The following is a 26,120-nucleotide window of genomic DNA, read 5'->3' on the forward strand; positions in this document are numbered from 1 at the left end:
CTGGGCCGAACCCTCCCTTCCCTGGGGCCACGTCGACAGAGATGGCCGGATTGGTGAATCACCTGGCGGAACTGTCGAATGACGCCTGCGGGCTTGCCGCATACGCTTCCCATCCTCAACAAGAGAGGATGTCAGCGTGATTGAACAGCCACGGACCACCGAAACCACAGGAAAGGACGCGCCGATCGTCCATGTCCTGATGGGACTGATCTGTATCTGGCACAGGCGCGAAGCGGTGTCGGCACGCGATGACGAGTAAGCGCCGCCGTACTGCCCGGCGTAGCTCTGAGTCGTAGGTCCGGCGTGGAGATTTCGATTGCGGGGCTGAGCGAGGTTGGGCCCGACTATCCGGACCGTGTCGATCTTCCGGTGATGGTGCTTGGGCTGGACCCCATTCCAGATGCCTGGCAGATGCCCTTCCATGCGCACCGGAAGGCACAGCTGCTGGTTGCCACGCGCGGCTTGATCATGCTGGAGACCGCAGCCGGCCTGTGGGTGGTTCCCCCGCAGGGCGCGATCTGGATTCCCGGTGGCCTTTCCCATCGGGCCAGCAGCAGTGGGCGGCCGCATGGGTTCGTGGTGTTCGTGGAACCCGGTGTCGTGCCGGGGCTGCCGACGCACTGCGCTGCAATGGCGATCACCCCGTTCATGCAGGCCCTGCTGGAGCGGGCATCCGCCCTTCCCGGGCACTACGAGCCTGGCAGCGCGCAGGACCGCCTGATGGCCGTGTTCCTGGATGAGCTGATCGCCGCGCCACCGGAGTGGCTCCATCTACCCATGCCATCCGATGCAAGGTTGCGCCGGCTGGCCAATGCGATGCTGGACACGCCTCTGGTGCTGCGCTGGGTGCATCGGCGCGAGATCGCGCAGCCTCTGGTGGCGGCGCCAGCGCATCGCTCGCTGACCGAAGGTGGCCGGCTGAGCGCGCTGGGCGTGTTGTTCACCGGCACCGTGCTGCTGGTGACCTCCGCACTGAACGGCCCGCTCGGCCTGGCCACGTTCTGCGCAGGCACGCTGAGCGTGGCAGTGGTGGCGATGCGCCAGCGGCGCAGTCCGTTGCCGCTGCTGCGCCATGTGTCATGGGGCGTACTGCCACTGGTGGCCGGCCTGTTCGTGCTGGTGGAAGCGGTGGCACAGACCGGTGTCATCCAGACGGCGGCCAGCGCGCTGCAGGCCGTGGCGCAGGCATCGCCTCACCGGGCCAGCTGGATGGCCGGTGGCGCGGCGGCATTGCTGAGCAACGTAACCAACAATCTGCCGGTCGGCCTGGCCGCAGGCTCGCTGGGCCAGATGGCCGATCTGCCGGCACAGACCCGCGCCGCATTGCTGGTCGGCGTGGACCTGGGCCCCAACCTGTCGGTGACCGGCTCGTTGGCCACGATGCTGTGGCTGGTGGCACTGCGCCGCGAGGGCGAGCATGTCAGCGCGCTCGACTTCCTGCGCGTGGGCGCGCTGGTGATGCCGCCTGCGCTGATCGGGGCATTATTGCTGCTCTGGTCGGCGCAAGCGGCACGCAGGATTCGGCACGCACACGCAGATGCTGGAAGGCCACCTGCAGGCGGGTATTGAAGGTGGTCCCCTCGTCCCTGCCCTGCCCGGTGCCACTGCGATTGTGGTTCTGCCAGCGGATCGCTTCTAACATCACGCGGCTGAAGTCGTTGAGATACTAGTTCGCGCCCAGCGCCCACGCATACCCTGTTCCGCCGGTTAGCAGCTCGACATGGTCCACGTCCTCATAGCGGCCCTTCAACTCCCACGCACCGGCACCGCCGCGGATGACCGGATCGGCCACCTTCACTCGGCCCCATGTACCGGCCTTGCCCGAATAGGCCAGCATCGCACCGGCCAGGAACCAGCCGACCGAGATCGCCCAGGCCTGATGGTCCAGATCGTAACGGCCGCTGGCGTCGGCGCCGCGCCGGTTGCGCATGCCCCATTCGCCGGTCGCCCAAGCCGGGCCAGAGAAGCCGGCAAGCACTGCGCCGTAGGCGGTGCTGCGATCAGGCGGGGCGGGCCGCATGGCCGCAGTGCCCTGCTCGCTCTCAACTGCCCGCAGGCGCGCTTCCATGAGGCGCATCCGAATGTGCGCTCCGCATCCTGGACATTCCGGCCACCGAAGGCCTGCAGGCGGTCGAGCGTGGTGAAGTCGAACTCGGCATCAACTTCATGGGCGCCAACGATCCCAATCTTGATTTCGACGTGCTCGCTGAAGATCCATTCGTGCTGGCATGCCGGCACGATCATCCCCTGGCACGCAAGCGTAAAGTGGAATGCGCGGATCTGCCCAACCACCAGCTGATCACCGTGCACCGCACCAGCGGCAACCGCACGCTGCTGGATGATGCGTTGGCGCGTGAGAACCTCAAGCTCAGCTGTCACTACGAAGTGACGCACCTGTCCACGTCGCTGAGCATGGTCGAGGCAGGTATCGGCGTATCGGTGTTGCCGAAGATGGCCACGCCCGATGGTGACCATCAGAGTTGCGCCGGCGGGGCGCCCTGTTCTCGCCCACTGGCGAGCGCTTCCTGCAGAAGTTGATGAGCCAGTGGCGTGGGGATGCCTGAGCAAAAACGTGGTGCTTGCGAGTGCCGGACGTGCCGTCTGGCACGTCCGGCAGAGCGCGCCCCCTCCCCTGTCCGCGGTAATTCCCTGCAGCGCCTACTGAAGGCTTCCTCGGTCCCGGTGCCTCAGAGTGGGTCGAGATTCAGATCCGCAACCTTGCCGAAGGGCATGACGGTCAACGCATTGCAGCTTCCCTTTTCGATTGAATCACTGGGATTCTCAGCGGATTTTACGATCCCGTAGCCTGAGCCGCTCTTGTTGAAGACGGCGGCGCCACTGTCACCGGACGCGCATGCAAGATCGGAGCCTTCCACTCTTCCCCAAGTGGGTGCACAGACTGCAGCGCCACATACGCCCAACGGGGCGTGCTGCACCGATGTGACGGTTCCGCAACTGAAGCCGGTGCGAGCCCCTCGGAAGCAAAGGAGGCCATGCAGTGGAAGGTCGGCATAGATCAGTATCAATGCCTTCGTCTGGTACTCACCCTTCAGTTCTGCAAACACTTCCTGGAGCGGTGTATTCCCAGCAGGAAGCGAGTGCCATTGAACATCGTGACTACCGTCGAAGAGCGCGTCCTGGAATGTCAGTGGCATCATGACCTGCGGGCCACCAACCTCATGACCGTAATTGCTGTAAAGCAACTGATCATCGCAGTGCGCAGCTGTAAGCAGCCCTTTTACCTTGGTCAGCTTGTGCCGAACTGCAAGGCCGCTTGTGCACATCCTGCCATTGGCAGTGAGGATCGCCCCTCCGGCGGTGTACGCCGAATTGCGGAAGGGGCCCCTCCCAGGAATGATGTTGACCTTCAGCTTCGCAGCCTCTTCAATCTTGCGCTTAGCCGCTTCATACGATTTGACATCGGCCCCACGAACCGAAACGTCAATCATGCCAAGCTCAGGCCGGCCGTCCACACTCACTGCATCAGGTATGAGTTCGACCACAAGTGGAACGACTCTATGCATGGTTTCGGAGAACTCCTTCTCCGTGTACGGATACCCCTCCTCGAACTCGACCCTGATAGATGAGTCGCTCACGCTGAAGTGCCGGGCCGCCTCCATCATGTTTCCCTTCAGTCCAACAACGAGGTGTTGATCGGGCATGTTTTCGATCGACACATATGCGAGCCGATCTTTGTATCGCCGTTTCAGTTCGGCGATGACCGAAGGTAGCTCGGATTCAACTTCAAGCCTGCGCTTGGCGGTGTCGAGTGACACGCCGTTCGCATTCATGTAGGCCTTGGCAGCGATATCCGATTCCTTCTCCGACAATGTCTGGCCTGCCGGCATAACCGCGAGACTCTGAGCTGACGCGAGAACAAACAGAACTGATGCTAGCGACATCTAGGTTTCCTCCATGGAATAAGCTCAGGAGCCAGTGCCGGCTCCACGGCCGAAGGTAGCAGGAAACCTCTTTGCGCTCTGCGGGGGAGCAGGGCTATGCACTGTTTCGTGACGCAGTGCGCGCTTCGACGCTGGTGTACGTCGCGCCAGATCAAGCTCAGCGCTGGTAGTCCTTCAGGAACAACCAGGTGATCAGCGTGGCATCCGGCCCCTTCGGGTCGGTGAACGGCAGGCCGGACTGGCTGCCGCTCCACGCATGGCCCATGCCCTGCACCACATAGTGCTGCACCAGCGTCCTGCCACCGTAGGCGTAGGTATCCACTGTATACGCACGCCCACCCGGCACCTGGCCGTGATAGGTGCTGGTCGGCACGTACTTCACCGAGTCGTTGTCCAGGCCGTCGTCGGCCAGATCGTTGGTCTGCAGGAACTGGCGCACGGCCTGCTGGCCGTTCACCGGATTGACGGTGAGATCGGCGCTGCCATGGAACACCAGCACCGGCAGCGGTCGGGGCGACGGCGATCCCGAGCACTGCCAGGCCAGACGGCCATTGCTGTCCGGCGAATAGATGCTGCCGGCCAGCAACGCATAGGCGCTACCGGAAATCGTGGTCGCACCCTTGAACATGCCACCGGAATGGATGGCGCCGGCAGCGAACACATCCGAATAGCAGGCCAGCATGATCGAGGTCATCGCGCCGCCCGCGGAAATGCCGGTGACATAGACACGGTGCGGATCCACGCTGTAGCCCGCTTTCACCTTGTCCACGATGCCGGCCAGGATCGAGGCTTCGCCGCTGTCGCGGGCCTGGTTGATCGGCAGCTGCCAGTTCCAGCAGCGGGCCGGATTGGAGGTGACGTTCTGCCGGGGGTAGACCACGATGAACCCCTCCGTGTCGGCCACATCATTGAAGCCTGACGCCTCGCCCATCAGGTTCGGCCCGGTCACACAGCCATGCAGCACCAGCAGCAGCGGCAGCGGCCGGCTGTCGTCATAGCCGGCCGGCACCCATACCTGGTACTCGCGGGCGCCGAACAGATTGCCGTAAAGGCCGATATCCCAATGACCGGCCGGGCCAGCGGCAACCGCGCTGCCCGCCATCGCCAGCCAGCTGCACAACACCAGCAGTACCGCCTTGATCGAATCGATTCCGGATTTCATGGCCAGATCCTCGCGCGTGAGTCGTGGATGAAGGAGTACCGGGGACCGCTTCCGGTTGGGGGCGCGCCCAGTATCCGCATCCACGGGCCGCTGCCGACTGGACCTAGGTCCACTCGCTGCTTGCCCATGACACCGCTAGCCTTGGCTGCAGGGGTGGCAATGGGCCATCCGCACGCTCATGCCTGGGGGAGGACCGAATGAAACGGAATTGTTTGAGTCTCATGATCGGCGCGCTGCTGGCCACGGGGCCGGTACTGGCGCAGGAATCACCGACGGCAGGCAGATCCGCTTCGCCGACCAACCTGGACAGCATCAAGGTCACCGCACGCAAGCGCGAGGAAACCCTGCAGGAAGTACCGGTGGCGGTCACCGCGTTTACCTCCGAAGCGCTGGACAGGATGAACGTCCAGGATCTCAGCGACCTCGATGCACAGGTGCCCAACCTGACCATCTACGCCGCACGCGGCGCCAGCAGCACCGTTACCGCCTACATCCGAGGCATCGGCCAGTCCGATCCCACCTGGGGCGCCGATCCGGGCGTAGGCATCTACCTGGATGACGTCTACATCGCGCGCCCGCAGGGTGCGCTGCTGGATGTGTTCGATGTCTCGCGTATCGAGGTGCTCCGCGGCCCGCAGGGCACGCTCTACGGCAAGAACACCATCGGCGGCGCGATCAAGTACATCTCGCGCGGCCTGCCCACCCAGACCGAGGGCTTCGCCCAGATCACCGTGGGCAACTACAGCCAGCTGGATGCGAAGGCGGCCATCGGCGGCCCGATTGGCGGCGCCGACAGTGGCCTGCGCGCCCGTGTGGCGGTGGCCAGCATGAACCACGACGGGTTTGGCGAGAACACCTTCAACGGCCAGCCGGTCAGCGACAAGCAGATCAATGCCGCACGACTGAACGTCGGCGCGTACGCGGGCGATGACTTCGACGTGCAGTTCGCACTGGACTGGATCGATGACCAGTCCGGCATGCGCGGTTCGAAGATGCTGGCGCCCAATCCGTTCCTGCGCGCATACCCGCCGATGGACAGCCGCTATGACATCCGCTCGGGCATGCGCAACCTCAACAACGTGGAGAGCAAGGGTGCCTCGGCCACGGTGAACTGGCGGCCGAACGACGACATTGCACTGAAGTACGTGGTCGCCAAGCGTGAATCGGACAGCGAGGCCAACATCGACTTCGATACCGCGCCGGTCAAGCTGGCCGACGTGGGTGGCACCTATCACGACGACCAGGTCAGCAACGAAGTGCAATTGAACTACGATGCCGGCGGCCGGGTGCGCGGTGTGGTCGGCCTGTACCAGTTCAGTGGCGAGGCGGGCGGCCAGATCCAGAACAACTACTTCAGTGCGCAGTTCGCCGACAACCAGGGCAAGGTGTTGACCGACAGCATCGCGCTGTACGCGGACTGGACCTTCGACCTGACCAGCAAACTCAAGCTGGATGTGGGCGCCCGTTACACCGACGAGGACAAGCGCGCGATCGTGCTGAACCGCCTCTACGCCGACCCCGGCTTCAGCCGGCCGGTGGCGGTGACCGCGGACTTCGACAAGAAGACCAACTTCAAGAACATCTCGCCCAAGGTCTCGCTGGACTACCAGATCACCCCGGACATCATGGTCTACGGCCTGGCCACGCGTGGCTTCAAGTCCGGTGGCTACAACATCCGCGCCAACGCTGTGGCCGTGCCGCGCTCGGCCGAACCGTTCGATGACGAGACCGTGGACAGCTACGAGGTCGGCAGCAAGATGGCCTTCCTCGACCAGCGCCTGTTCCTCAATCTGTCGGCCTTCTACAACAAGTACAAGGACATCCAGTTGTCGGTGTTCACCGGCATGGATACCAATGGCGATGGCGTCGATGACTCCTTCTTCGGTGATTTCACCAATGCCGGCGCAGGTACGGTCAAAGGCCTGGAAGTCGAGTACCAGTACCTGCCCAGCCAGCACTGGCTGATTTCCGGCAACCTGGCGTGGCTGGAAGCCAAGTACGACGAGTACATGGATCGTGGCGTCAACGTGGCCAGGCAGATGAAGTTCACCAACGCGCCGGAGTTCTCGGGCGCGTTCAACGTGGAGTACCGCACCGAGCTGGCCAATGGCAGCAACCTGTCGGCACGGGTGAGCTACAGCTACCAGAGTGAAGTCTGGCCGACCACCGACCTGAGCCCGGTGATCCGCCAACAGGGCTACGGGCTGGTCAATGCCGGCGTGATCTGGCGGCTGGATGATGCGTGGACCTTCTCGCTGCAGGGCACCAACCTGGCCGACAAGGAATACCGCACCACCGGCTACAACATTCCGGCGGTGGGCACGCTGATTGGTTTCTACGGTCCACCGCGCCAATATAGTCTCAGCGTCCGTTACGATTTCTAGAGCATCCGTTACGATTTCCAGGAAGCCCCTGCATGATGCAGTCTTACGTAGATCTGTATTGGAACAGCGACGACGGCCTGCGCCTGCACGCGCGCGACCATGCACCCGATGCAGGGCAGGCGCCCCGCGGCACCGTGGTCTGCATTCCCGGCCTGACACGCAATGGCGCCGACTTCGACGTACTTGCCGGTTCGCTTACCGCCGTAGGCTGGCGGGTGATCGCGGTCGATCTCCGCGGTCGCGCCGGTTCGGAACGTGCGCATGATCCGTCCAGCTACAACCCGCGCACCTATGCCGACGACATGGTCGCGCTGCTGCACGCGCAGAACATCGACAAGGCCGTGTTCATCGGTACCTCGCTGGGCGTGCTGGTGACCATCACCCTCGCCTCGCGTGCGCCCGAGCGGATCACTGGTGCAGTGCTCAACGATGCCGGCCCCAAGGTGCCGCGCGAGGCGCTGGCACGGATTGGCAAATACGCCGGCAAGCCGGTGCCGCCGATGGATCTGGAGCAGGCCACGGCTTACGTGGCGTCGATCGGCAAGGCCGCCTTCCCACGTTTCAGCAGCGATGACTGGCGGGCAATGGCGGTGCGCACCTTCCGCCCGCGCAGCGATGGGCTGCTGGAGCTGGACTATGACCCGGCGGTGATCCGTACCACGCGGCCGTGGCTGCTGTGGTTGCTGCGGCCGGTGCTGTGGCGTGCAGTTCGCGGGCTGACCGCACGGGTGCCGGTACTGGTAGTCCGGGGTGCGCTGTCGGACATCCTGCCGGCCGATGTCGCGCGGCAGATGGCCGCGACCTCGGAAAGCGCCCGCCTGGTCGAAGTGCCGGATGTCGGCCATGCGCCGATGCTGTCCGAACCCGAGGCGCGTGATGCGATCCTGGCGCTGCTGGAGCGTGTTCGGTGAGTGCCAGGGCTCCGATCGACGCGCTACCCACTGCCATGCAGGCGCTGCGGCAATGGGCAGCCAGCGAGCGCCTGAGCGCCGGCACACCCATCACGCAATCGCGCATCGACACTTTCGCCGACGCCACCGGTGATCACAACTGGATCCACGTCGATCCGCTGCGGGCACGGGCCGAACTGCCCGGCGGGCAGACCATCGCGCATGGCTTCCTGCTGCTGTCGCTCACCGTGGAAGACGATGTTGCAGCATTGGCCGGCTTTCCCGGCATCGCCCATGTGCTCAACTACGGCTTGAACAAGGTCCGCTTCCTGGCGCCGGTGCCCAGCGGCTCCGAGGTGCGGGTGCGCTCGCAGCTGGTGGCACTGGAGGCGCGGCAGCCCGGGCAATGGCTGCTTACCCAGCGCAAGGCTGTCGAACGCGTTGCCGATGGCGAGCTGGCACTGGTCGCTGAGCATCTGTCACTGATCGTGCTCGCCCCCTAGCACCACCCTGCCCGGTCCTCTGCCTACACTGGAGCGATGTTGACGCCCTCCGTCGTTCTGTTCGCCTGTATTGCGTGGACCGTACTGCTGTTCGGCGTGGCCCTCTGGGGTGAGCGCCGGGGGCATCGGCTTTCGAAGGTGTGGCCGCTCATCTATGCGCTGTCGCTGGCCGTGCACTGCACCGCGTGGACCTATTACGGCGCGGCGTCGCAGGGCCTGCAATGGGGCTTCCCGATTCCACCGACCCTGGCGGGCATGGCGCTGATATTTGCCTTCGGCCTGCCGTTCCTGCTCCGCCTGGGGCGGCTGGCCAAGCAGCACAACAGTGCCACCATCGCCGACCTGGTGGTCGCGCGGCTGCGTGCGGATCGGGGACTCGGGTTCACCATCACCCTGGTCGCGCTGTTCGGCATCATTCCCTATATCGCCCTGCAGCTGAAGGCTGTCAGCCAGGGCTTGGGCGCCCTGCTCGGTGATCGCTTCGCGCCTGCTGGCGCGCAGCTGGACATGTCGTTCTGGTTCGCGTTGACCATGGCCGCGTTCACGCTGCTGTTCGGCGCACGCAAGGCGTCGGCCACCGAACCCAATCGTGGCATCGTGGTCGCGCTGGGGCTGGAGTCGTTATTGAAGCTGGTGGCGCTGCTGGCCATTGGCCTCTACGCGGCGCTGTCGGTGCGCCAGGCGGGCACGCCACTGCTGGAAAAGATGGCACAGCTTCCACCACCGGCCATCATGCCGGACTACCTCACCATGGTCGCGCTGGGAGCGATCTCCGCGTTCACCCTGCCTCACCAGTTCCATGTCGGCGTGGTCGAGCTGCGCCAGACCTCGGACCTGAAGACGGCGCGCTGGATGTTCCCGGTCTACCTGTTGCTGATCGGGCTACCGTCGGTGCCGATGGCGCTGGCCGGTGCCGCGCAGCTGCCCGCATCGGTGTCGCCCGACCTGTACGTGCTGGCGCTGCCGCAGGCCGGTGGCCACCACCTGCTGGCCTTGCTGGCCTACCTGGGCAGCCTGAGCGCCGCCACCGGCATGATGATCCTGTCCGGGCTGACCCTGTCGATCATGCTCGGCAACCATGGCTTCGGTTCGAGGCTGCTGGACGGCATCGCCGGCGGCGCGGCGGCAGCTGACCTGCGTCCGCGCGTGCTCGCCTTCCGCCGTGCCGGCATCCTTGCCGTGTTCCTGATGTCGTGGCTGTACAGCCGCGCGATGAGCGACACCGAGGCACTCAGCGATTTCGGCCTGATGTCATTCACCGCTCTCTCGCAGCTGGCACCGGCGGTGCTGCTTGCGGTGTATCGCCCACGCACGCCCTCCCCGGCCATCATTGCCGGCATCGTGCTGGGTTCGCTGGCCTGGTTGTGGCTGGTGCTGTTGCCGATGGTGATCCCCGCCGCGCCGGCGTCGGCCGCCCGCGACGGACTGCATTGGCTGGCCGTGGTCTCGCTGCGCATGCAGCCGGGCCATATCGCCATCAGCATGGGCGCCAGCCTGGCGGTGAACCTGCTGACGGTTGCGCTGGTGTCGCGCGCGGTGCGCCCTTCGTTGCCGCGACGACGGGATGCGGTGGCGGCAGCCTCGCTGCGCAAGACGGCCGGACGCTTTCTCGGCCAGGAGCGGGCGCGGCAACTGATGGACGGGCATGCCGGACAGCTGCTGGATGACGACCGGGTCATCACCATCGAACGCGAACTGACCGCTGTGGTCGGTGCGGGCATGGCGAGGCTGCTGGTGGAGGCCGCTCGCGACGGCGGTGCAGCGCCACTGGATGCGGTGACCCGTGCCGTGGGCGAAGCCACCCAGGTGCTGCGCTTCAACCAGCGCCTGCTGGAGGCGGCGCTGGAGAACATGAGCCAGGGCATCAGCGTGGTCGACGCGCAGCTGCAGTTGGTGGCTTGGAACAGTCAGTACGCCGCGTTGTTCAAGTTTCCGCCCGAGCTGCTACAAGTAGGACAGCCGGTGATCAACCTTACGGCTTGGGCGCTGGACGAACTGAAGATCGGCGAAGGACCCGGTGACTCCCGCGACAAGGCCTTGCAGCGCCGCGTGGCACACATGCAGCGCGGCACGCCGCATCTGTCCGAACGGATTTTCCCCGACAACACCATCGTCGAGATCCGTGGCAATCCAATGCCGGGCGGCGGTTACGTGGCCACCTTCACCGACGTCACTGCGTTCCGCCGGGCCGAGGAAGCACTCAAGCGCAGCAACGAAACCCTGGAGCGCCGCGTGCAGGACCGCACCGCACGGCTGGAACAGGCGGTGCACGAAGCCGAGCGCGCGAACGTTGCCAAGACACGCTTCCTGACTGCGGTCGGTCACGACCTTATCCAGCCACTGCATGCGGCGCAGTTGCTGACCGATGCGATGTCGCAGCACATCGAATCGGTGTTCCTCGACAGCTTCCTGCGCCAGATCCGCGGTGCGCTGGATTCCACCGATGACCTGCTATCTGGACTTCTGGATATCTCCCGGCTGGAAGCCGGTGGTCTGGTGGCCGATCCACGCGCGTTCGCGCTGTCGACCGTGCTCGATCCGCTCGCGCAGGAGTTCGCGGTGCTGGCGGCGGCGCGCGGGCTGCAGTTCCGCTACCTGCGGACCGGTGCCTGGGTCCACACCGATCCGCTGCTGCTGCGCCGGGTGCTGCAGAATTTCCTGGCCAATGCCATCCGTTACACGCGCCATGGCGGCGTTCTGCTGGGCGTGCGACGCCATGGCCAGGCACTGCTGGTTGGCGTGCATGACAGCGGCCCCGGCATCGCGCCTGAGCAGCAGGCGATCGTGTTCGAGGAATTCCATCGCGGCGACCGCAGCAACGGCCAGGGACTGGGACTGGGCCTGACCATCGCGCAGCGCATCGCCGAGCTGCTCCATGCGCCGCTGCAGTTGCGCAGCGTGCTCGATCACGGCTCGACGTTCTCGATCAGCGTGGTGCGAGCAGCACCGCCGGCTGCCCCGCCCACGGAGCCCGCCGCAGCGGGTACCAGCACCGTCAAGGGCATCCGCGTGCTGGTGGTCGACAACGACGCGGACGCGCTGGAGGCGATGCGGCAGATGCTGCTGGCCTGGGGCTGCGAAGTGGTCGCGGTGCGTGCCGCCAGCGAGGTCGGCGCGTCAGCGCATGCGGCCGCGTTGTGGCTGTTCGACTACCACCTGGATGATGGCGATACCGGCGTGGCGCTATGGCAGCGGCTGCAAGCCGAACATGGGCAGCGGCCAACGGTCATTCTCAGCGCCGATACCGGCAGCGACACGCGCGAGGCGGTGCGTGCGGCAGGACTTTCACTGTTGAACAAGCCCTTCAAGCCACTGGCGCTGCGCTGGGCGATCAACCATCTGCTGGCAGCACCTGGCACAGCAACATCCTGAGAGATCAGGTGTCCTGGGTACCTTCAATCTGCCGGGACGGATCGGCCAGTCCCATTTCGTGCAGCACGCGGATCGCCTGTGCACGGTTGCGGACTCCCAGTCGCTCCATGATACGCGTCATGTGCGCCTTGACGGTGCGCAGCTGTACACCCAACCGGTCGGCGATCTGCTTGTTGAGCAGTCCTTCGGCCACCAGGCTCAGCACCTTGTACTGATGTGCGGACAGGCTGGCCAGGCGCGCGGCCAGGTCGGCATCCTTGCTGAAGGGCGCCACCCGCGCCACTGGCTCACGCAGCAGTGCAGGAATCCAGCGTTCGCCCTCCAGTACCGACCGCAGCGCGCACTGCAGCTCGTTCAGTCCGGAACTTTTGGGCAGGTAGCCGGCCGCGCCCAGGTCAACTGCGCGGCGGATCACCTGCGGCTCTTCGTTGGCCGAGACGATGATGATCGCCAGTCCCGGCTGCAATGCACGGATGGTCGCAAGGCCGGCAAGCCCATGATTGCCGGGCATGTGCAGGTCCAGCAGCATCAGGTCGATCTGCTGGTGTTCCAGGACCTCGAGCACGCTGTCCAGCGAGTCGGCCTCGCTGATCTGCAGATCGGCGACCGCCTCTTCGGCCGCGCGATGCAGTGCCGCGCGGAACAAGGGATGGTCATCGGCGATGAGCAGGGTCGGCATGGCAAGGCGAGAGTAGCAAATCGTCTGCCGTTGGACAGGGGTACCTAGGTACGCTGGCGCGCTCAGGCGGGATTGCTAGTGTGGACGAATGAAGACCGGCCACTGACAGGCCGCCCACGAGGTCACCCCATGTCATTCGCTCCCGATGCCTCTGCCTATCCGCTGCTGATCAAGCAACTGCTGCACACGCCGCTTGCGGTGAATCCTGACCAGGAGATCGTCTACGGCGATTCGGTCCGCTTCGACTACCGCACCCTGCAGGCGCGCATCGGCCAGTTGGCCGGATTGCTGACTTCGTTGGGGGTGAAGCACGGCGATACGGTTGCGGTGATGGACTGGGACAGCAACCGCTATCTGGAAGCGTACTTCGCCGTGCCGATGATCGGCGCGGTGCTGATGATGGTGAACGTGCGCCTGGCGCCCGAGCAGATCGCCTATACACTGAACCACAGCGGTGCACGGGTGATCCTCGCCAACCGTGAGTTCCTGCCGATACTGGAAGGCATCGACGGACAGTTGCCAGACCTGCGCACGCGCATCCTGCTGGACGATGCCGGCGGCCCGTTGCCAGACGGTTTCGTGACCGAGTACGAAGCCGGTCTGCGGGCTGCCACTGCGACGACCGATTTCCCGGACTTCGACGAGAACACCCGCGCAACGGTGTTCTACACCACCGGCACCACCGGCCTGCCAAAAGGTGTCTACTTCAGCCATCGGCAGCTGGTCCTGCACTCGCTGACGGGGATGGCGGCGCTGGGCAGCGCGGCCAGCCAGGGACGCCTGCACCGCGGCGATGTCTACATGCCGATCACCCCCATGTTCCATGTGCACGCCTGGGGCCTGCCGTATGTGGCGACACTGCTGGGCATCAAGCAGGTCTACCCCGGCCGTTATCTGCCAGCCAACCTGCTGGCATTGATCGCCCGCGAGAAAGTGACCTTCTCGCACTGCGTACCAACCATTCTGCACATGCTGCTGGAACACCCGCTCGCGGCGGAGACGGACCTGGGCAGCTGGAAGGTGATCATCGGCGGCGCGGCCCTGCCGCGGGCATTGGCGCAGCGGGCACTGGCACGCGGCATCGACATCTTCGGTGGCTACGGCATGTCCGAGACCTGCCCGCTGCTGACCCTGGCGCAGATCGATGCGGAAGCCGTGACCGATACGGATGATGTTCTTTCGCTGCGCACCAAAGCCGGCATTCCGGTACCGCTGGTGGACCTGCGCATTGTCGATCCGGACATGAACGATGTCGCCCACGATGGCATCGCCACCGGCGAGGTCGTGGTGCGGGCACCCTGGCTCACCCAGGGCTACCTGCACAATCCGGACGCATCGGCGGAACTGTGGGCACGCGGCTACCTGCACACCGGGGACATCGGCAACATCGACAGCGGTGGTTACCTGCGCGTGACCGATCGCATCAAGGACGTGATCAAGACCGGTGGCGAGTGGATTTCATCGCTTGCGCTGGAGGACATCATCGCGCTGCATCCGGCGGTCAACGAAGTCGCGGTGATCGGTATCGCCGACACGAAATGGGGCGAGCGGCCGTTGCCGCTGGTGGTCAGGCAGCCGGGCAGTGAAGTAAGCGAGGCAGAGATCATCGAACTGATCGCAGCCCGTAGCCGCGCCGGGGACATCTCACGTTATGCGATTCCAGAGCGGGTCAGTTTCGTGGATTCGATCGAGCGCACCAGCGTGGGCAAGATCAACAAGAAGAAGCTGCGGGAGCTGCATGATCTCGCGGTGGGCTTGGGCAGCGGCGGATGAATCGGGCCGGCGAAGGAGGCCGTCAGGCCCCGCAGATGGGGCAGTCTTGCGGCTTGCTTCGGTTCGCAGATGTTGGGTAAGTTGGCCCAACTTGATGAAGCAAGGAAGCGACATGGCAAGTGAGTTGAAGCTCTATCTGCAGCCGCTCAACGCCTCGAAGTGGCCACTGAGTTACGACCATGCACACGTGGCTGCGGCCTTCGCTCCCCCCTCTCTTTCGCCACTGCCACATCCGCACGCTGTCGACACCCTGTTCGCAGCACTCGACTGCGGCTATGGAAACATCCTTGCATTCCTTGGGCCGCCGGCGGCCGTGCCCGCGCCGGGATTTACCAACATGGGCTTGACGACCAAAGCTGAGTGGGAGCAGCTGGGGACGTACATCTACAGCAAGGTCAATCTGTTGGGCGATATTTTTGGAACTACCGTCGTGGCAGGGGCTCCTTGCGTCAATGCCCTCCCATTTGTTCCGCAGCTCGAGAAGAACGAGAAAGGCAGCTTCAGCTACTTCCTTGGCATGGTCTATGCCCGGTATGCATTGGAGCAGGTGGTCATTGCCGCGCCGGCAGCCCCGGGTTTCGTGAGCCGCATCCTTCACTTTCACACAGGTCAAGGTGGCCCCATCCAGATCCAGGGCTTGCCCTTCCCTCTAGTTGGGGCGGCTAAAGATGCTCCCGATTTCCTGGTTCAATTGAACAATGCCACGTGGGGTTTACTCGAAGCCAAGGGGTCGCTGGGTGCACGAGTAAACAAAAAGCTCGATGAGGCGCAACAACAGGTTGATCAGTACCCGATGGTCAATTTCTCCGTGGGGGGGCGGCACGCCTGCGCTTCTTGCCATCAGCTTTTGTGCCATCAGCTATGCCTACGTTCAGAACGGGAATCTGCAAGTCGAGTACATCGACCCTGAGCCAGACAATGACGCTCTGGAACGTGTGAGACGGGGCGACGCATGGGCAAATCCAGTTTTCATGCCCGCAGCAGACTGCCTGAGTTTCCTGCAAGCCTGTGGGCGCTTTGCCAGCCAAGCAGAAGATGGCGGCGAAGCCGAGCAGTACATGCGCTGGACGCGCTTCAAGGACGGTCTCTGGTTGGGGCTGCCCAATGGGATCTGGAGCAGATTCGACAAACTTGTCGCCCTGATGACGGTGTTCGAGGCTGTCTTTGGAAATGGCTGCGTGGAAAGTTGCGCACCCTTGATCGAGGAGAGCTCCGTCGACTTCGATGTAAGGTTCAGCGAGGAAGCAATCTTCCGCCTACGCCGTTTGGCCGATGACGAAGCCTTCCCCTTCCATCAGCACGCATCCGGGTTGCTTGCCAGAGTTGATGCATCACGGCGCTCCAATGAGGCAATCAGGCTGGGAGAATTCGCAAAGGATGTTGCTGATCCGAAGAGCGCCAACGGAATGATTGAAAATCTCAACGGCCTGCTGCATTCGCTCCGCAAATACTCCTACCTGAAGCATGGGGATGAGCCTGATCTTCATACCAGATTCCTGTCGAACGGCCTGTGCATCGCTGACGACGCAGGGCGACAGTTCCTTGATTCCACTCCACTTCACGATATCAGAAGGTTCTAGGGCCAGCGCGCTCGTAGGCCTGGTGTCATTGCCGGCCAGCGGCCGGCACTACCGGCTCGCAAGCGCAGTGAAACGCGCTGCGCTCAGGATGGTCGTTCAGATCCGCGTCGTCGCCATGAACCGCTCGCGATCCTGCTGCGTGCGGCGGCGGATCTCTTCCAGCGCCTGGCTTTCGGTCGCCTGCAGCATCGCTTCGAACAGGCGCTGGAAGTGATGGCGCATCGCATTGCGTGCCGCCACCGGATCACGGGCGCGCAGCGCTTCGAAGATGGCCATGTGCTCATCGGCACGGCTGGCGCCATCGTCATGGCAGACCCGCGAATAGACCTCGGTGACGCGCGGCAGTTCGCTGCGCATGCGCCAGATCTGCTGCACGAAGTACTCCACCACCGGATTGCCTGACAGGCGGGCAATGGTCAGATGGAAACGGCGATCGTACTCACCGGCTTCCTCGTCGCTCAGGTCGCGACGGCACAGCGCTTCGGCCAGCACCTGCAGTTCGGCGATGCCGGCATCATCCAGGTTGCTGGCGGCCAGCGCGGCAGCCTCGGCCTCGAACACCGCGCGGGCAGCGGTGAGGTCGAAGGCACTGACATCCGGCAACCCACCCGGAACCTGCGTCGGCCGTGGCTTCACATGCACGCCCGAGCCGATGCGGATGGCGATCCAACCCTGTGCTTCCAGTGCGATCTCGGCCTCGCGGATGGTCACCCGGCTGACGCCGAACCGTTCAGCCAGCTCACGCTCGCCCGGCAGGCGCGAGCCCGGCGGAAATTCGCCGTCCTCGATCAGCTTGCGGAGCTTGGCGGCGATGGTCTGGTAAAGGCGGTTGGCGGACATGCGGCTGACCCTTGGCGATTCCCTCCGGGCCCCTGCCCTGCCACCGCGGCCGGCAAGGGTCCGGTTGGAGCGACGGCGCGACCACTGGCCGCGCCGCCCTGTTCAGAACTTGTATCGTACACCGAAATACGCACGCCGCCCGTAGGTCACCACTTCGCGGAAGTTCCCATAAAGCGGCTGGTAGGCCACGCGCGGCTCGTTGGTCAGGTTCATCAGTTCCAGCGACAGCGACAACTGCTTGCTTACCCGGTAGCGCAGGCGCAGGTCGACGCTGGTGTTGTCGTCGTAGTAGCGGTTCTGCTGAGCGGTATTGCCAGTGAAGTCCTGGTAATAGTGCGAGCGGAATTTGCCGATGGCCTGGATGTTGAAGCGCCCAACGTCCCAGTAGATCGAACCGGACAGCACGTGCCGCGAGAAACCGCTCAGACCCGCCGGTGGCACGATGGCCGGAATGATCGTGCCATCACTGGCCAGCTGCTCGCCCAGCCGCGAATCCTGGGTCTGGTAGTCGGCATCGGCGTAGTTGTAGCTGACCTTGAAGCCCAGCCCGTCGAACGGCTTGGGCAGGTACGACAGTCGATGGGTAGCGCTCAGCTCGAAGCCGGTCAGCGTGCTGTCTTCGTCGGTGGTCACCTGCTGCCGCACCGGCACGGTCACGCTCTGTCCATCGATGGTGTAGGTCTCCGGCACCAGCGCCGTGGCGGTGCCGCCGTTGAACTGTTTCCAGTACACCGCACCGGCCAGCAGGGTGTCCGGGTTCGGGTACCACTCCAGCGACAGGTCTCCGTTCCAGGACATCAGGGGCTGTGCGGCCGGGTTGCCACTGGCGCTGATGTCATCCAGCGCATCGGCGAGGTTGCCATAGGTGGCGTCACTGCTGACGTTGATGGTGCGCCCCGCTCCCAGTGCCGAAATGTCCGGACGGGACATCGCGCGGTAGGCGCCGACCCGCAGCAGGACATCCGGCCGCAGCTCGAACGCGGCGTTCAGGCTGGGCAGCAGCTTGTCGTTGCCCGCCTTGAACACCTGGGTGCTGTAGTCGCCGGTAGGCTGCAGGCGGATCGTGCCGTCTCCGTTGTCTTCAATGCGCAGGCCGGTACGCACTCCTTCGGAACGCACATCGGTCTTCACCCAGCGCAGGCCCAGATTGCCGGTCACCGGCAGCCCGAACAACGAGCTGCTGAACTCGCCCATCAGGTAGAGCGCGCGGGTCTTCTCGGTGATATCGACATTGTTCGGATCCTGGAAGCCCGGATCGAGGCCGCTGTCCAGGCTGCCACGGAACGACTGGTACAGGCAGTTCGGATCGAAGTACGCCCAGGACGAAATCGTGTTGCCGCTGGCGGCATCCATGAAGTCATCCTGCGGGAACGGCGCGCGGCAGGCCTGGTTGGCGGCGATGATCTTCGCCTTGTCGGCCGACACGCGCTGGTCGTAGTCGGTCACCAGGGTGTTGTCTCGCAGGCGGTAGTCGGCCTGGCTGGCGCGCACGCCGCCCTTGATGCGGGTGAAGAAGCCCGACTCCGGCATGAAGCTGGCATCGAAGCGGCCGGCCCTGATCTTGTGATCGTTCTCCGTTGCGCTGGAGGTGACGCGCGCCGCGCCGGTGTAGGCGTCCCAGTTGTTGGGGTCGAAGTTCGGCGCCAGGGCAACACTGGGCACTTCGCCATGCCAGTCCCAGTCGTAGTCCACGTACCCGGTGGCGCCACTGCTGATGCCGGGCACGATGGCGTTGTTGACGTCGCGCTGGTTCGCGCGCAGCCGGGTCATGCGCTCGCTGTCGAGACGATTGGTGTGCGAGTAGGAAAGATCGGTGGACAGTTCCCACGCCGCGCTTGGCCGCAGGATCAGATTCAGGCCACCACCGGTGTATTCCTCACCGCGCCAATAGCGGTTGGAGGTGGAATCGATCGAAGTGCTGCCATGCAGGTGGCGCACGATACCCTCGTCGTCCACCTCGCGCTGAGTAATGCCGCGGCGCGCATTGGACAGGCTCAGGTCACTGCGGTTCTCGTACCAGTTGCGCTGGGTGTGTTCGAAGTCGACATTCAATTCGACCACGTCATTGGGCCGCCACTGCAGTGCGGCGAACTCGCTCTGTCGGTCGTTGCGCTCCTGCTTGAGCCGGTAGATGCGGCTGCTCGGCACCAGGTAATACGGCGCACCGTTGGCGATGGCCTGTGCACTGACTTCGCCACAGTTGGCATTGGCCACGTTCTGCGTGCCATCGCAGGCATACCAGGTGGAACCGCTGGTGATGCTCTCTTCCGGATCGGAACCTTCCAGGCGCTGGAAGCCCAGCGATATACCCAGCTTCTGCCCATTGCCGAACTCGAACTGGTCGATGTAGCTGGCGGTGCCGCGGTAGCCGATGCCGTCGTCGTCGCGGTACTTCTTGTCATACTCGGCCCAGCTGCCACGCATATCGATCTGCGCCGAGCGCTTGCCGTACTCCAATGGCCGTACCGTCTCCAGGCCGATGGTGCCGGCCACGCCACCTTCGATGATGTCGGCGCGCTGGGTCTTGTAGATGGCCACCGTGTTGATCAGCTCGGCCGGGAACATGTTGAAGTTGACCGAGCGGTCGCCACTGCCGTTGGTGATCTCGCGACCGTTGAAGTTGGTGCTGCTGAGGAAGGCGCCCAGGCCACGGATCGAGATCTCCGAGGCACCGGTCTTGTCGCGGGTCGAGGCGGCACCGGTCAGGGTCTCGATGGCATCGGCCAGCGACGGCGCCGGCAGGTCGCCGATGTCGTCGGCCGAGAGTACGTCGGCAATGACGGTGTCGTCGCGCTTCTTGTTGATCGAACTCTGCATGGACTCGCGGATGCCGGTGACCTGCACCTGGTCCAGCGTGGTGGGATCCTGCCCCGCCCCGTCCTTGCCGGACTGCGCCTGGGCAGTGGGTATGCCCGCCAATGCGGCGAGCAGCGCCACGATCAGCGGTGTGGGGGACAACGAGATGCTGTGCACTGCTCCGGCGGGTCGCCGCATGGTTTCCTCCTCCCAAAGGATCGCCTGCACGGCAGGCGTGGGATGCAGCTTCGGCACGGCGACATGAAAATGTCAACCAACTGGTATGCAATTGTTCAAATGCCTTTGTTTCATACCACTTGTCCGCCATTTAATGTGCTTGTGCAGCATGACTTTGCGCCAAAGCTGGCTTACAAAGGACGCCGAAGTGGTATGCAAGCCCACTCTGAAACGACGGCACGGCCGCCTCTGGAAGGATTTCATGCGCATTCGCTGGCTCGTGCGACACCCACTCAATAATTCATCACTGTTTTGCCTGGCCACTGGTCTAGCAATGTGCCTGACCACTTCAGCGGCAAGTGCAGCCAGCTGGCTCGTCCACGATGTCGCTGAGTTCGCTACGGCCGCCTCGGCGCTGCAGCCCGGTGATGAGATCGTGTTGGCTGACGGCATCTGGACCGACGCCCGGTTGCTGCTGAAGGGCCAGGGCACGGCAGCCGCGCCGATCGTGTTGCGCGCGCAGACGGCCGGCAAGGTCGTCCTCAGCGGACGCTCGGACCTGCGCCTGGCGGGTAGCTACCTGCAGGTGTCCAATCTGGTGTTCCGCAACGGCTACGCACCCGGCGACGCGGTGGTGGCGTTCCGCGAATCCAGCAAGGCGGTCGCCAGCAGCAGCCGCGTCACCGGCCTGGTGATCGACGACTACACCAACCCCGATGCCAGCGACCAGGACTACTGGGTTTCCTTCTATGGCAGCCACAACCGCCTCGACCACAGCCAGCTGCGCGGCAAGACCAATGCCGGCCCCACCGTGGTGGTGGTGCGCGATGCCACCCAGGGCCTGGACAACCAGCACCGTATCGATCACAACTGGTTCGGGCCGCGCCCGGCACTGGGCGTCAACGGTGGCGAAACGATACGCGTCGGCACCAGTGATAGCTCACTGAGCGACTCCAACAGCACCGTGGAGAACAACTGGTTCGAGGGATGCGACGGCGAAACCGAAATCGTCAGCAACAAGTCGGGTGGCAACACCTACCGTGGCAACGTGTTCTACCGCTCGGCCGGCGCGCTCACGCTGCGCCATGGCAACGGCAACCGGGTGATCGACAATGTCTTCCTCGGCGATGACAAGGCCGGCACCGGTGGCGTGCGCATCATCAATGCCGACCAGACCGTCAGCAACAACTACTTCGAACGACTGGCCGGCTCCAGCAACCGTTCCGCGCTGGCGGTGATGGACGCGCAGGCCGATCCGCCGCTGTCCGGCTATGCGCCGGTGGTGAATGCCACGATCAGCCGCAATACCTTCGTGGATGTGGCGAAGATCAGTTTCGGCGTGGGCCATGACGAGGCCAAGGGCATCGTGGTGGCCGCGAGCAACAGTCGCTTCACCGGCAACCTGATCGTCAACCGCACCAGCAGGAACCCGCCCGATGCCGCCAGTTCGCTGGCCGGCATCAGCTTCAGCGGCAACCTGCAGTCGCCGCAGGCCAGCCCGGTGTTCCCCGGCGGTATCGAAGGCCGTGCGGTCACCCTGCAGCAGTCCGCCAATGAGTTGTGGGTACCTGCGCCCGCCCTGCCCACTGTCGGCGCCGATCCCGGCCTGGCGATGACGGCGCGCACAGCAACCGGCGTGGACTGGTATCCCAAGGTGGGCGAGGTTGCCCTGTCACGCACCAGCACCGGAGTCGATCGATGAGGTTGCAACCGCTGTCCGTTTCCCTGGTCCTGGCCCTGGCCGTTCCGTTCGCCCTGCTTCCCGCAGCGCCGCTGCTGGCGGCACCCGCCGCAGCCACTCGCCAGGCCGATACCGAACCAGTGCTGGTGACTGCCACGCAATGGCAGCAGATGGCCAGCGAAGGTAGCCGTTACCCGTGGTTTGCCAAGGAACAGGCACGCACGCAGAAGACCCTGCAGAAGATGATGAAGGCAGGTATCGACGTGCCGGTGCCCAAGGACAAAGGCGGCGGCCGCACCCATGAACAGCACAAGCGCAACTACCAGGCACTGCTGGCGGCCGGCACGCTGTACCGGCTGACCGGCGACAAGGCTTATGCTGATTACGCGCGTGACATGCTGCTGCAGTACGCCAAGCTCTACCCCACGCTTGGGCCGCATCCGGAAGGCCGCGGGCAGATTCCCGGCCGCGTGTTCTGGCAGGTACTGAACGATTCGGTGTGGCTGGTCAACGCCATCCAAGGCTATGACGCGATCCGTGATGCGCTGTCTGCCGAGGACCGCAACACCATCGAATCGAAGGTGTTGCGGCCGATGGCGGAGTTCCTGGTGAGCGAACCGAAGAACTACGACCAGATCCACAACCATGCAACCTGGGCGGTAGCTGCGACCGGCATGACCGGCTACGTGCTGCGCGACCCGGAGCTGGTGGAGAAATCCCTGCGTGGCAGCCAGAAGAACGACCAGTTCGGCTTCCTGCGCCAGATCGACCTGCTGTTCTCGCCCGATGGCTATTACGAGGAAGGCCCCTACTACCAGCGCTATGCGTTGGCGCCTTTCCTGCTGTTCGCCAACGCCATCGAGCGCAACGAGCCTCAGCGGAAGATCTTCCAGCGTCGCGATGGCGTACTGCTGAAGGCAGTGGACGTATTGGTGCAGACCAGCTACGGCGGCCTGTTCTTCCCGATCAACGACGCCATCCTCGACAAAGGCATCGATACCGAGGAGCTGGTGGCTGGCATCGGCATTGCTTACGCACGCACCGGTGATGACCGCCTGCTGTCGGTGGCTCAGCAGCAGAAACGCCTGCTGTTGTCGCCCGAAGGCCTGCAGGTGGCGCAGGCACTGGCCGCCAACAAGGCCAAGCCCTTCGACTATCGACCGATGCTGCTGCGCGACGGGCCCGACGGCGATCGCGGCGGCCTGGCGATCCTGCGCATGAACGGCGAACGCGGCCAGGCGCTGGTGCAGAAGGACACGATGCAGGGCATGGGCCATGGCCACTTCGACAAGCTCAACTGGCTGTTCTACGACAACGGCAACCCTGTGGTGACCGACTACGGCGCCGCCCGCTTCCTCAACGTGGAAGCCAAGCGCGGTGGCATCTACCTGGCCGAGAACCGCAGCTGGGCCAAACAGACCGTGGCCCACAACACCCTGGTGGTGGACGAACAGAGCCATTTCAAGGGCGACTGGAAGCGCGGCGAGGAACATGCCCCGCAGGTGCGTTTCTTCCAGGCCGATGCCGATACCCAGATTGCCTCGGCGACGATGCGCGACGCCTACCCCGGCGTAGTTTTCACCCGCACCCAGGCGCTGCTGCGCCACCCCGGGCTGGGCCTGCCGGTGGTGCTGGACCTGCTGCAGGTACACGGCGAGAAGGCTGCGCGCTACGACCTGCCGCTGCATTTCAACGGCCACATCGTCACCACAGGTTTCGAGACCGAACACTTCACCAGCCAGCGCCCGGTGCTGGGCAGGGACAACGGCTACCAGCATCTGTGGCTGGATGCGCGCAGCAAGCCTGGCAGCGAACCGCGCTCGCTGGCCTGGCTGCTGGATGGTCGCTTCTACACCTACCGCTTCGGCAGCAGTGCGCCTGCGCAGGCACTGCTGGTGGAAAGCGGTGCCAACGATCCGGAATTCAACCTGCGCCGTGAACCGGCCCTGCTGCAACGCGTGGACGGCCAGAAGGACGTCACGTTCTTCAGCGTGCTGGAGCCGCATGGCGAGTACAACGGCACTGCCGAGTACGTGCACGGCGCCGACAGCCGCATCAAGGACATCGTGCGCACCCGCGGCAGCGATGCCGAGGTGATCGAGCTGCGCCTGGCAAGCGGTGAACGCATCGCCCTCGGCGTGGCTGACGACAGCAGCGCCAAGGGCGAGCACAGCGTGACCGTGGACGGCCATGCCTACCGCTGGAGCGGCAGCCATGCACGCATGGACCGCAGCAAGAGTGACGGAAAGTGAACGGCCCTGCCGTGGTGGCCAACCTGCGCAAGGTGCCGGTGCGTTCAGCAGTGCGCTGGTTGATCGTGGGCCTGATCGCCGTCGCTACGGTCATCAACTACATCGACCGCAATGCGCTGGCGGTGATGTGGCCGGAGATCGCCAAGGAAGTGGGCGCGACCAAGGACGACTATGCCCTGCTGGTAACGGTGTTCATGCTGTTCTACGCCGCCGGCCAGTTCCTGTTCGGGCGCCTGTTCGACATGATCGGCACGCGGCTGGGTTTCGCGCTGTCGATCAGCGTGTGGTCGATCTCCATCGCGCTGCATGCGGTCACCCACTCCATCCTGTCCTTCAGCCTGGTGCGCGCGATGCTGGGCATCAGCGAGGCAGGCGCATGGCCAGGCGCGGTCAAGGCCAATGCCGAATGGTTCCCGGCGCGCGAGCGTGCGTTGGCCCAGGGCGTGTTCAATGCCGGCGCATCGGTCGGCGCGATCATTTCCGCACCGGCCATCGCCGGCCTGTATCTGTGGCTGGGCTGGCGCGGCACCTTCGTGCTGGTTGGTGCCATCGGCTTCCTGTGGCTGCTGCCGTGGCTGTTCGTCTACCGCGCCGGCCCGGACAAGCACCCGTGGGTGAGCGATGCCGAACGCCGCCTGATCATGGAAGACCAGGCCGGGCAACAGACAGAGGCGGCGCCGAAGGCCGGCGTTCGCGAGCTGCTGGCCCATCGCCAGAGCTGGGGCATGCTCGCCTGCCGCTTCCTGCTGGATCCTATCTGGTGGCTGTTCGTGTCCTGGCTGCCGATCTACCTGGCTGAAACTTTCGGCTTCGATATCAAGCAGATTGGACTGTTCGCCTGGGTACCCTTCGTCGGCGCGATGCTGGGCAGCCTCAGTGGCGGCTGGCTGTCGGGTCGCATGATCCGCACCGGACACAGCGTGGACCGCGCCCGCAAGCTGGCCATCACCCTGGGCTGCGTGATCATGGCCCCTGCCCTGCTGGGTGCTGTGCTGGCCAACCAGCCACTGCTGGCCGTGCTGGCGATTGCCGCCGTGCTGTTCGGCTTCCAGGTAGCCATCGGCAACATCCAGACCCTGCCCGGCGACCTGTTCGACGGCCGTTCGGTGGGCACGTTGGCAGGTCTGGGTGGCCTGGCGGCGGTCGCCGGCACCTTGATCACCACCTGGCTGGTGCCGGTGCTGACCCGCCACTCCTACGCCCCGATCTTCATCCTCGTTGCCGCGCTGGTGCCGCTGTCGCTGGCTGCGCTGTGGTGGTGGACCGGGCCGATCCACAAGCTCGACCGTCGCGGCGGCTGAGCTTGGGTCTCCTTCTCTTCCAAGTACATCCATTCCCCCGCAAACCAAGGAGTTTCCCACATGTCGTTCCAGGACAAGGTGGCCATTGTCACCGGCGGTGGCCGCGATATCGGTCGCGCCGTTTCGATCAAGCTGGCTGCCGCCGGTGCACGCGTCTGCATCAACTACGCCAATGACGAGGCCAGTGCCCAGGAAACGCTGGCACGGATCCATGCGGCCGGTGGCCAGGCCATCGTGCATCGCGCCGACGTCACCGACGCCACGGCCGTCGCCGGCCTGGTCGCTGCGGCACAGGCCGCGTTCGGCGAGCGCATCGACCTGCTGGTGAACGTGGCCGGTGGCATGGTGCAGCGCCGGCCGCTGGCCGAGATCGACCCGGCGTTCTTCCACACGGTCATGGACCTGAATCTGACCTCGACCTACCTGACCACCCACGCGGTGGTGCCGCACATGCGCGAAGGCGCAGCCATCGTCAACTTCGCCTCGCAGGCAGGCCGTGATGGCGGCGGCCCAGGTGCATCGATCTACGCCACCGCCAAGGCGGCGGTGATGACCTTCACCCGCGCCATGGCCAAGGAGCTGGGACCGAAGGGCATCCGCGTGAACGCGCTGTGCTGCGGCATGATCGCCACCCGCTTCCACGACGAATTCACCAAGCCGGAAGTACGCACGGCCGTTGCCGGCGCCACTCCGTTGCGCCGTCAGGGGGCGCCGGACGAAGCCGCCGACGCTGCGGTGTTCCTGGCCTCGGATGCGGCGGCGTTCATCACCGGCGCGAATCTGGACGTCAACGGCGGCACCTACTTCTCCTGATACCTGACCGGACTC

General features: G+C 64.6%; 17 protein-coding genes and 2 pseudogenes. 13 read left to right on the top strand and 6 right to left on the bottom strand.

What is annotated here, in order from left to right; translation table 11 throughout:
• Positions 1-303 precede the first annotated feature (303 nt).
• The gene (locus tag AC3ITW_RS11750) at positions 304-1,569 is read left to right on the top strand and encodes an SLC13 family permease (RefSeq protein ID WP_100468555.1); all 1,266 of its coding nucleotides are present in this window, start codon (positions 304-306) and stop codon (positions 1,567-1,569) included.
• On the opposite strand, the pseudogene AC3ITW_RS11755 reads toward AC3ITW_RS11750, so the two are convergent.
• Positions 1,544-2,002, bottom strand: a pseudogene (locus AC3ITW_RS11755) (porin); the annotation flags it as partial. The gene AC3ITW_RS11750 and the pseudogene AC3ITW_RS11755 sit on opposite strands and share 26 nt — an antisense overlap.
• 48 nt (positions 2,003-2,050) lie before the next feature.
• Between AC3ITW_RS11755 and AC3ITW_RS11760 the strand changes: the two are divergent.
• Positions 2,051-2,564 (top strand): annotated as a pseudogene (locus tag AC3ITW_RS11760) (LysR substrate-binding domain-containing protein); the annotation flags it as partial.
• A gap of 123 nt (positions 2,565-2,687) precedes the next feature.
• On the opposite strand, the gene AC3ITW_RS11765 reads toward AC3ITW_RS11760, so the two are convergent.
• Both AC3ITW_RS11765 and AC3ITW_RS11770 read right to left on the bottom strand, forming a co-directional pair.
• On the bottom strand, positions 2,688-3,902 hold the full coding sequence (locus AC3ITW_RS11765) for a chymotrypsin family serine protease (RefSeq protein WP_100468557.1): 1,215 nt from the start codon (positions 3,900-3,902) through the stop codon (positions 2,688-2,690).
• Positions 3,903-4,059: 157 nt separating this feature from the next.
• Positions 4,060-5,064 carry an extracellular catalytic domain type 1 short-chain-length polyhydroxyalkanoate depolymerase gene (locus AC3ITW_RS11770; protein ID WP_478481642.1) on the bottom strand — a complete coding sequence of 335 codons (1,005 nt, stop codon included), beginning with the start codon at positions 5,062-5,064 and terminating at the stop codon, positions 4,060-4,062.
• A gap of 221 nt (positions 5,065-5,285) precedes the next feature.
• Between AC3ITW_RS11770 and AC3ITW_RS11775 the strand changes: the two genes are divergently transcribed.
• The 4 genes from AC3ITW_RS11775 to AC3ITW_RS11790 are packed head-to-tail and all read left to right on the top strand — an operon-like array spanning position 5,286 to position 12,213.
• Complete coding sequence (locus AC3ITW_RS11775; RefSeq protein WP_489390361.1) at positions 5,286-7,448, top strand: TonB-dependent receptor; 2,163 nt, start codon at positions 5,286-5,288, stop codon at positions 7,446-7,448.
• A 32-nt stretch (positions 7,449-7,480) separates the two neighbouring features.
• On the top strand, positions 7,481-8,359 hold the full coding sequence (locus tag AC3ITW_RS11780) for an alpha/beta fold hydrolase (RefSeq protein WP_489389517.1): 879 nt from the start codon (positions 7,481-7,483) through the stop codon (positions 8,357-8,359).
• A gap of 35 nt (positions 8,360-8,394) precedes the next feature.
• Positions 8,395-8,841 (top strand): MaoC family dehydratase, encoded by a 447-nt coding sequence (locus AC3ITW_RS11785; RefSeq protein WP_219628751.1) that lies wholly within the window; start codon positions 8,395-8,397, stop codon positions 8,839-8,841.
• Positions 8,842-8,877: 36 nt separating this feature from the next.
• Complete coding sequence (locus tag AC3ITW_RS11790) at positions 8,878-12,213, top strand: hybrid sensor histidine kinase/response regulator (protein WP_489389518.1); 3,336 nt, start codon at positions 8,878-8,880, stop codon at positions 12,211-12,213.
• 4 nt (positions 12,214-12,217) lie between these two features.
• On the opposite strand, the gene AC3ITW_RS11795 is transcribed toward AC3ITW_RS11790, so the two are convergent.
• On the bottom strand, positions 12,218-12,892 hold the full coding sequence (locus AC3ITW_RS11795; protein WP_489389519.1) for a response regulator transcription factor: 675 nt from the start codon (positions 12,890-12,892) through the stop codon (positions 12,218-12,220).
• Between the two features lie 129 nt (positions 12,893-13,021).
• Here AC3ITW_RS11795 and AC3ITW_RS11800 point away from each other — a divergent pair, with 129 nt between their 5' ends.
• From AC3ITW_RS11800 to AC3ITW_RS11810, 3 genes are all read left to right on the top strand, one after another.
• A complete protein-coding gene (locus tag AC3ITW_RS11800) occupies positions 13,022-14,665 on the top strand; it encodes a fatty acid--CoA ligase (protein WP_489389520.1) in 1,644 nt (547 codons plus the stop codon).
• 112 nt (positions 14,666-14,777) lie between these two features.
• Positions 14,778-15,575: a hypothetical protein gene (locus AC3ITW_RS11805; RefSeq protein WP_489389521.1), complete on the top strand. Its 798-nt coding sequence runs from the start codon at positions 14,778-14,780 to the stop codon at positions 15,573-15,575.
• 61 nt (positions 15,576-15,636) lie between these two features.
• Positions 15,637-16,245: a hypothetical protein gene (locus tag AC3ITW_RS11810; RefSeq protein WP_489389522.1), complete on the top strand. Its 609-nt coding sequence runs from the start codon at positions 15,637-15,639 to the stop codon at positions 16,243-16,245.
• A gap of 96 nt (positions 16,246-16,341) precedes the next feature.
• Here AC3ITW_RS11810 and AC3ITW_RS11815 read toward each other — a convergent pair whose 3' ends face one another.
• Complete coding sequence (locus AC3ITW_RS11815; protein ID WP_046985559.1) at positions 16,342-17,085, bottom strand: FadR/GntR family transcriptional regulator; 744 nt, start codon at positions 17,083-17,085, stop codon at positions 16,342-16,344.
• A 102-nt stretch (positions 17,086-17,187) separates the two neighbouring features.
• Positions 17,188-20,079 (bottom strand): TonB-dependent receptor, encoded by a 2,892-nt coding sequence (locus AC3ITW_RS11820; RefSeq protein ID WP_100434786.1) that lies wholly within the window; start codon positions 20,077-20,079, stop codon positions 17,188-17,190.
• Positions 20,080-20,392: 313 nt separating this feature from the next.
• On the opposite strand from AC3ITW_RS11820, the gene AC3ITW_RS11825 reads away from it, so the two are divergent.
• Genes AC3ITW_RS11825 through AC3ITW_RS11840 form a run of 4 tightly spaced genes read left to right on the top strand, consistent with a single transcriptional unit; the run spans position 20,393 to position 26,105 of the window.
• Positions 20,393-21,760, top strand: a complete 1,368-nt coding sequence (locus AC3ITW_RS11825; RefSeq protein WP_238378250.1) for a polysaccharide lyase 6 family protein — start codon at positions 20,393-20,395, stop codon at positions 21,758-21,760.
• The gene (locus AC3ITW_RS11830) at positions 21,757-23,991 is read left to right on the top strand and encodes an oligoalginate lyase (protein ID WP_489389523.1); all 2,235 of its coding nucleotides are present in this window, start codon (positions 21,757-21,759) and stop codon (positions 23,989-23,991) included. The genes AC3ITW_RS11825 and AC3ITW_RS11830 overlap by 4 nt, the downstream gene beginning before the upstream one ends.
• On the top strand, positions 23,988-25,292 hold the full coding sequence (locus AC3ITW_RS11835) for an MFS transporter (protein ID WP_100434682.1): 1,305 nt from the start codon (positions 23,988-23,990) through the stop codon (positions 25,290-25,292). Before AC3ITW_RS11830 ends, AC3ITW_RS11835 begins: the two co-directional genes overlap by 4 nt.
• A 60-nt stretch (positions 25,293-25,352) precedes the next feature.
• On the top strand, positions 25,353-26,105 hold the full coding sequence (locus tag AC3ITW_RS11840) for an SDR family NAD(P)-dependent oxidoreductase (RefSeq protein WP_100434683.1): 753 nt from the start codon (positions 25,353-25,355) through the stop codon (positions 26,103-26,105).
• Positions 26,106-26,120: the final 15 nt, after the last annotated feature.

It is taken from the genome of Stenotrophomonas sp. KH_052 (assembly GCF_057838755.1).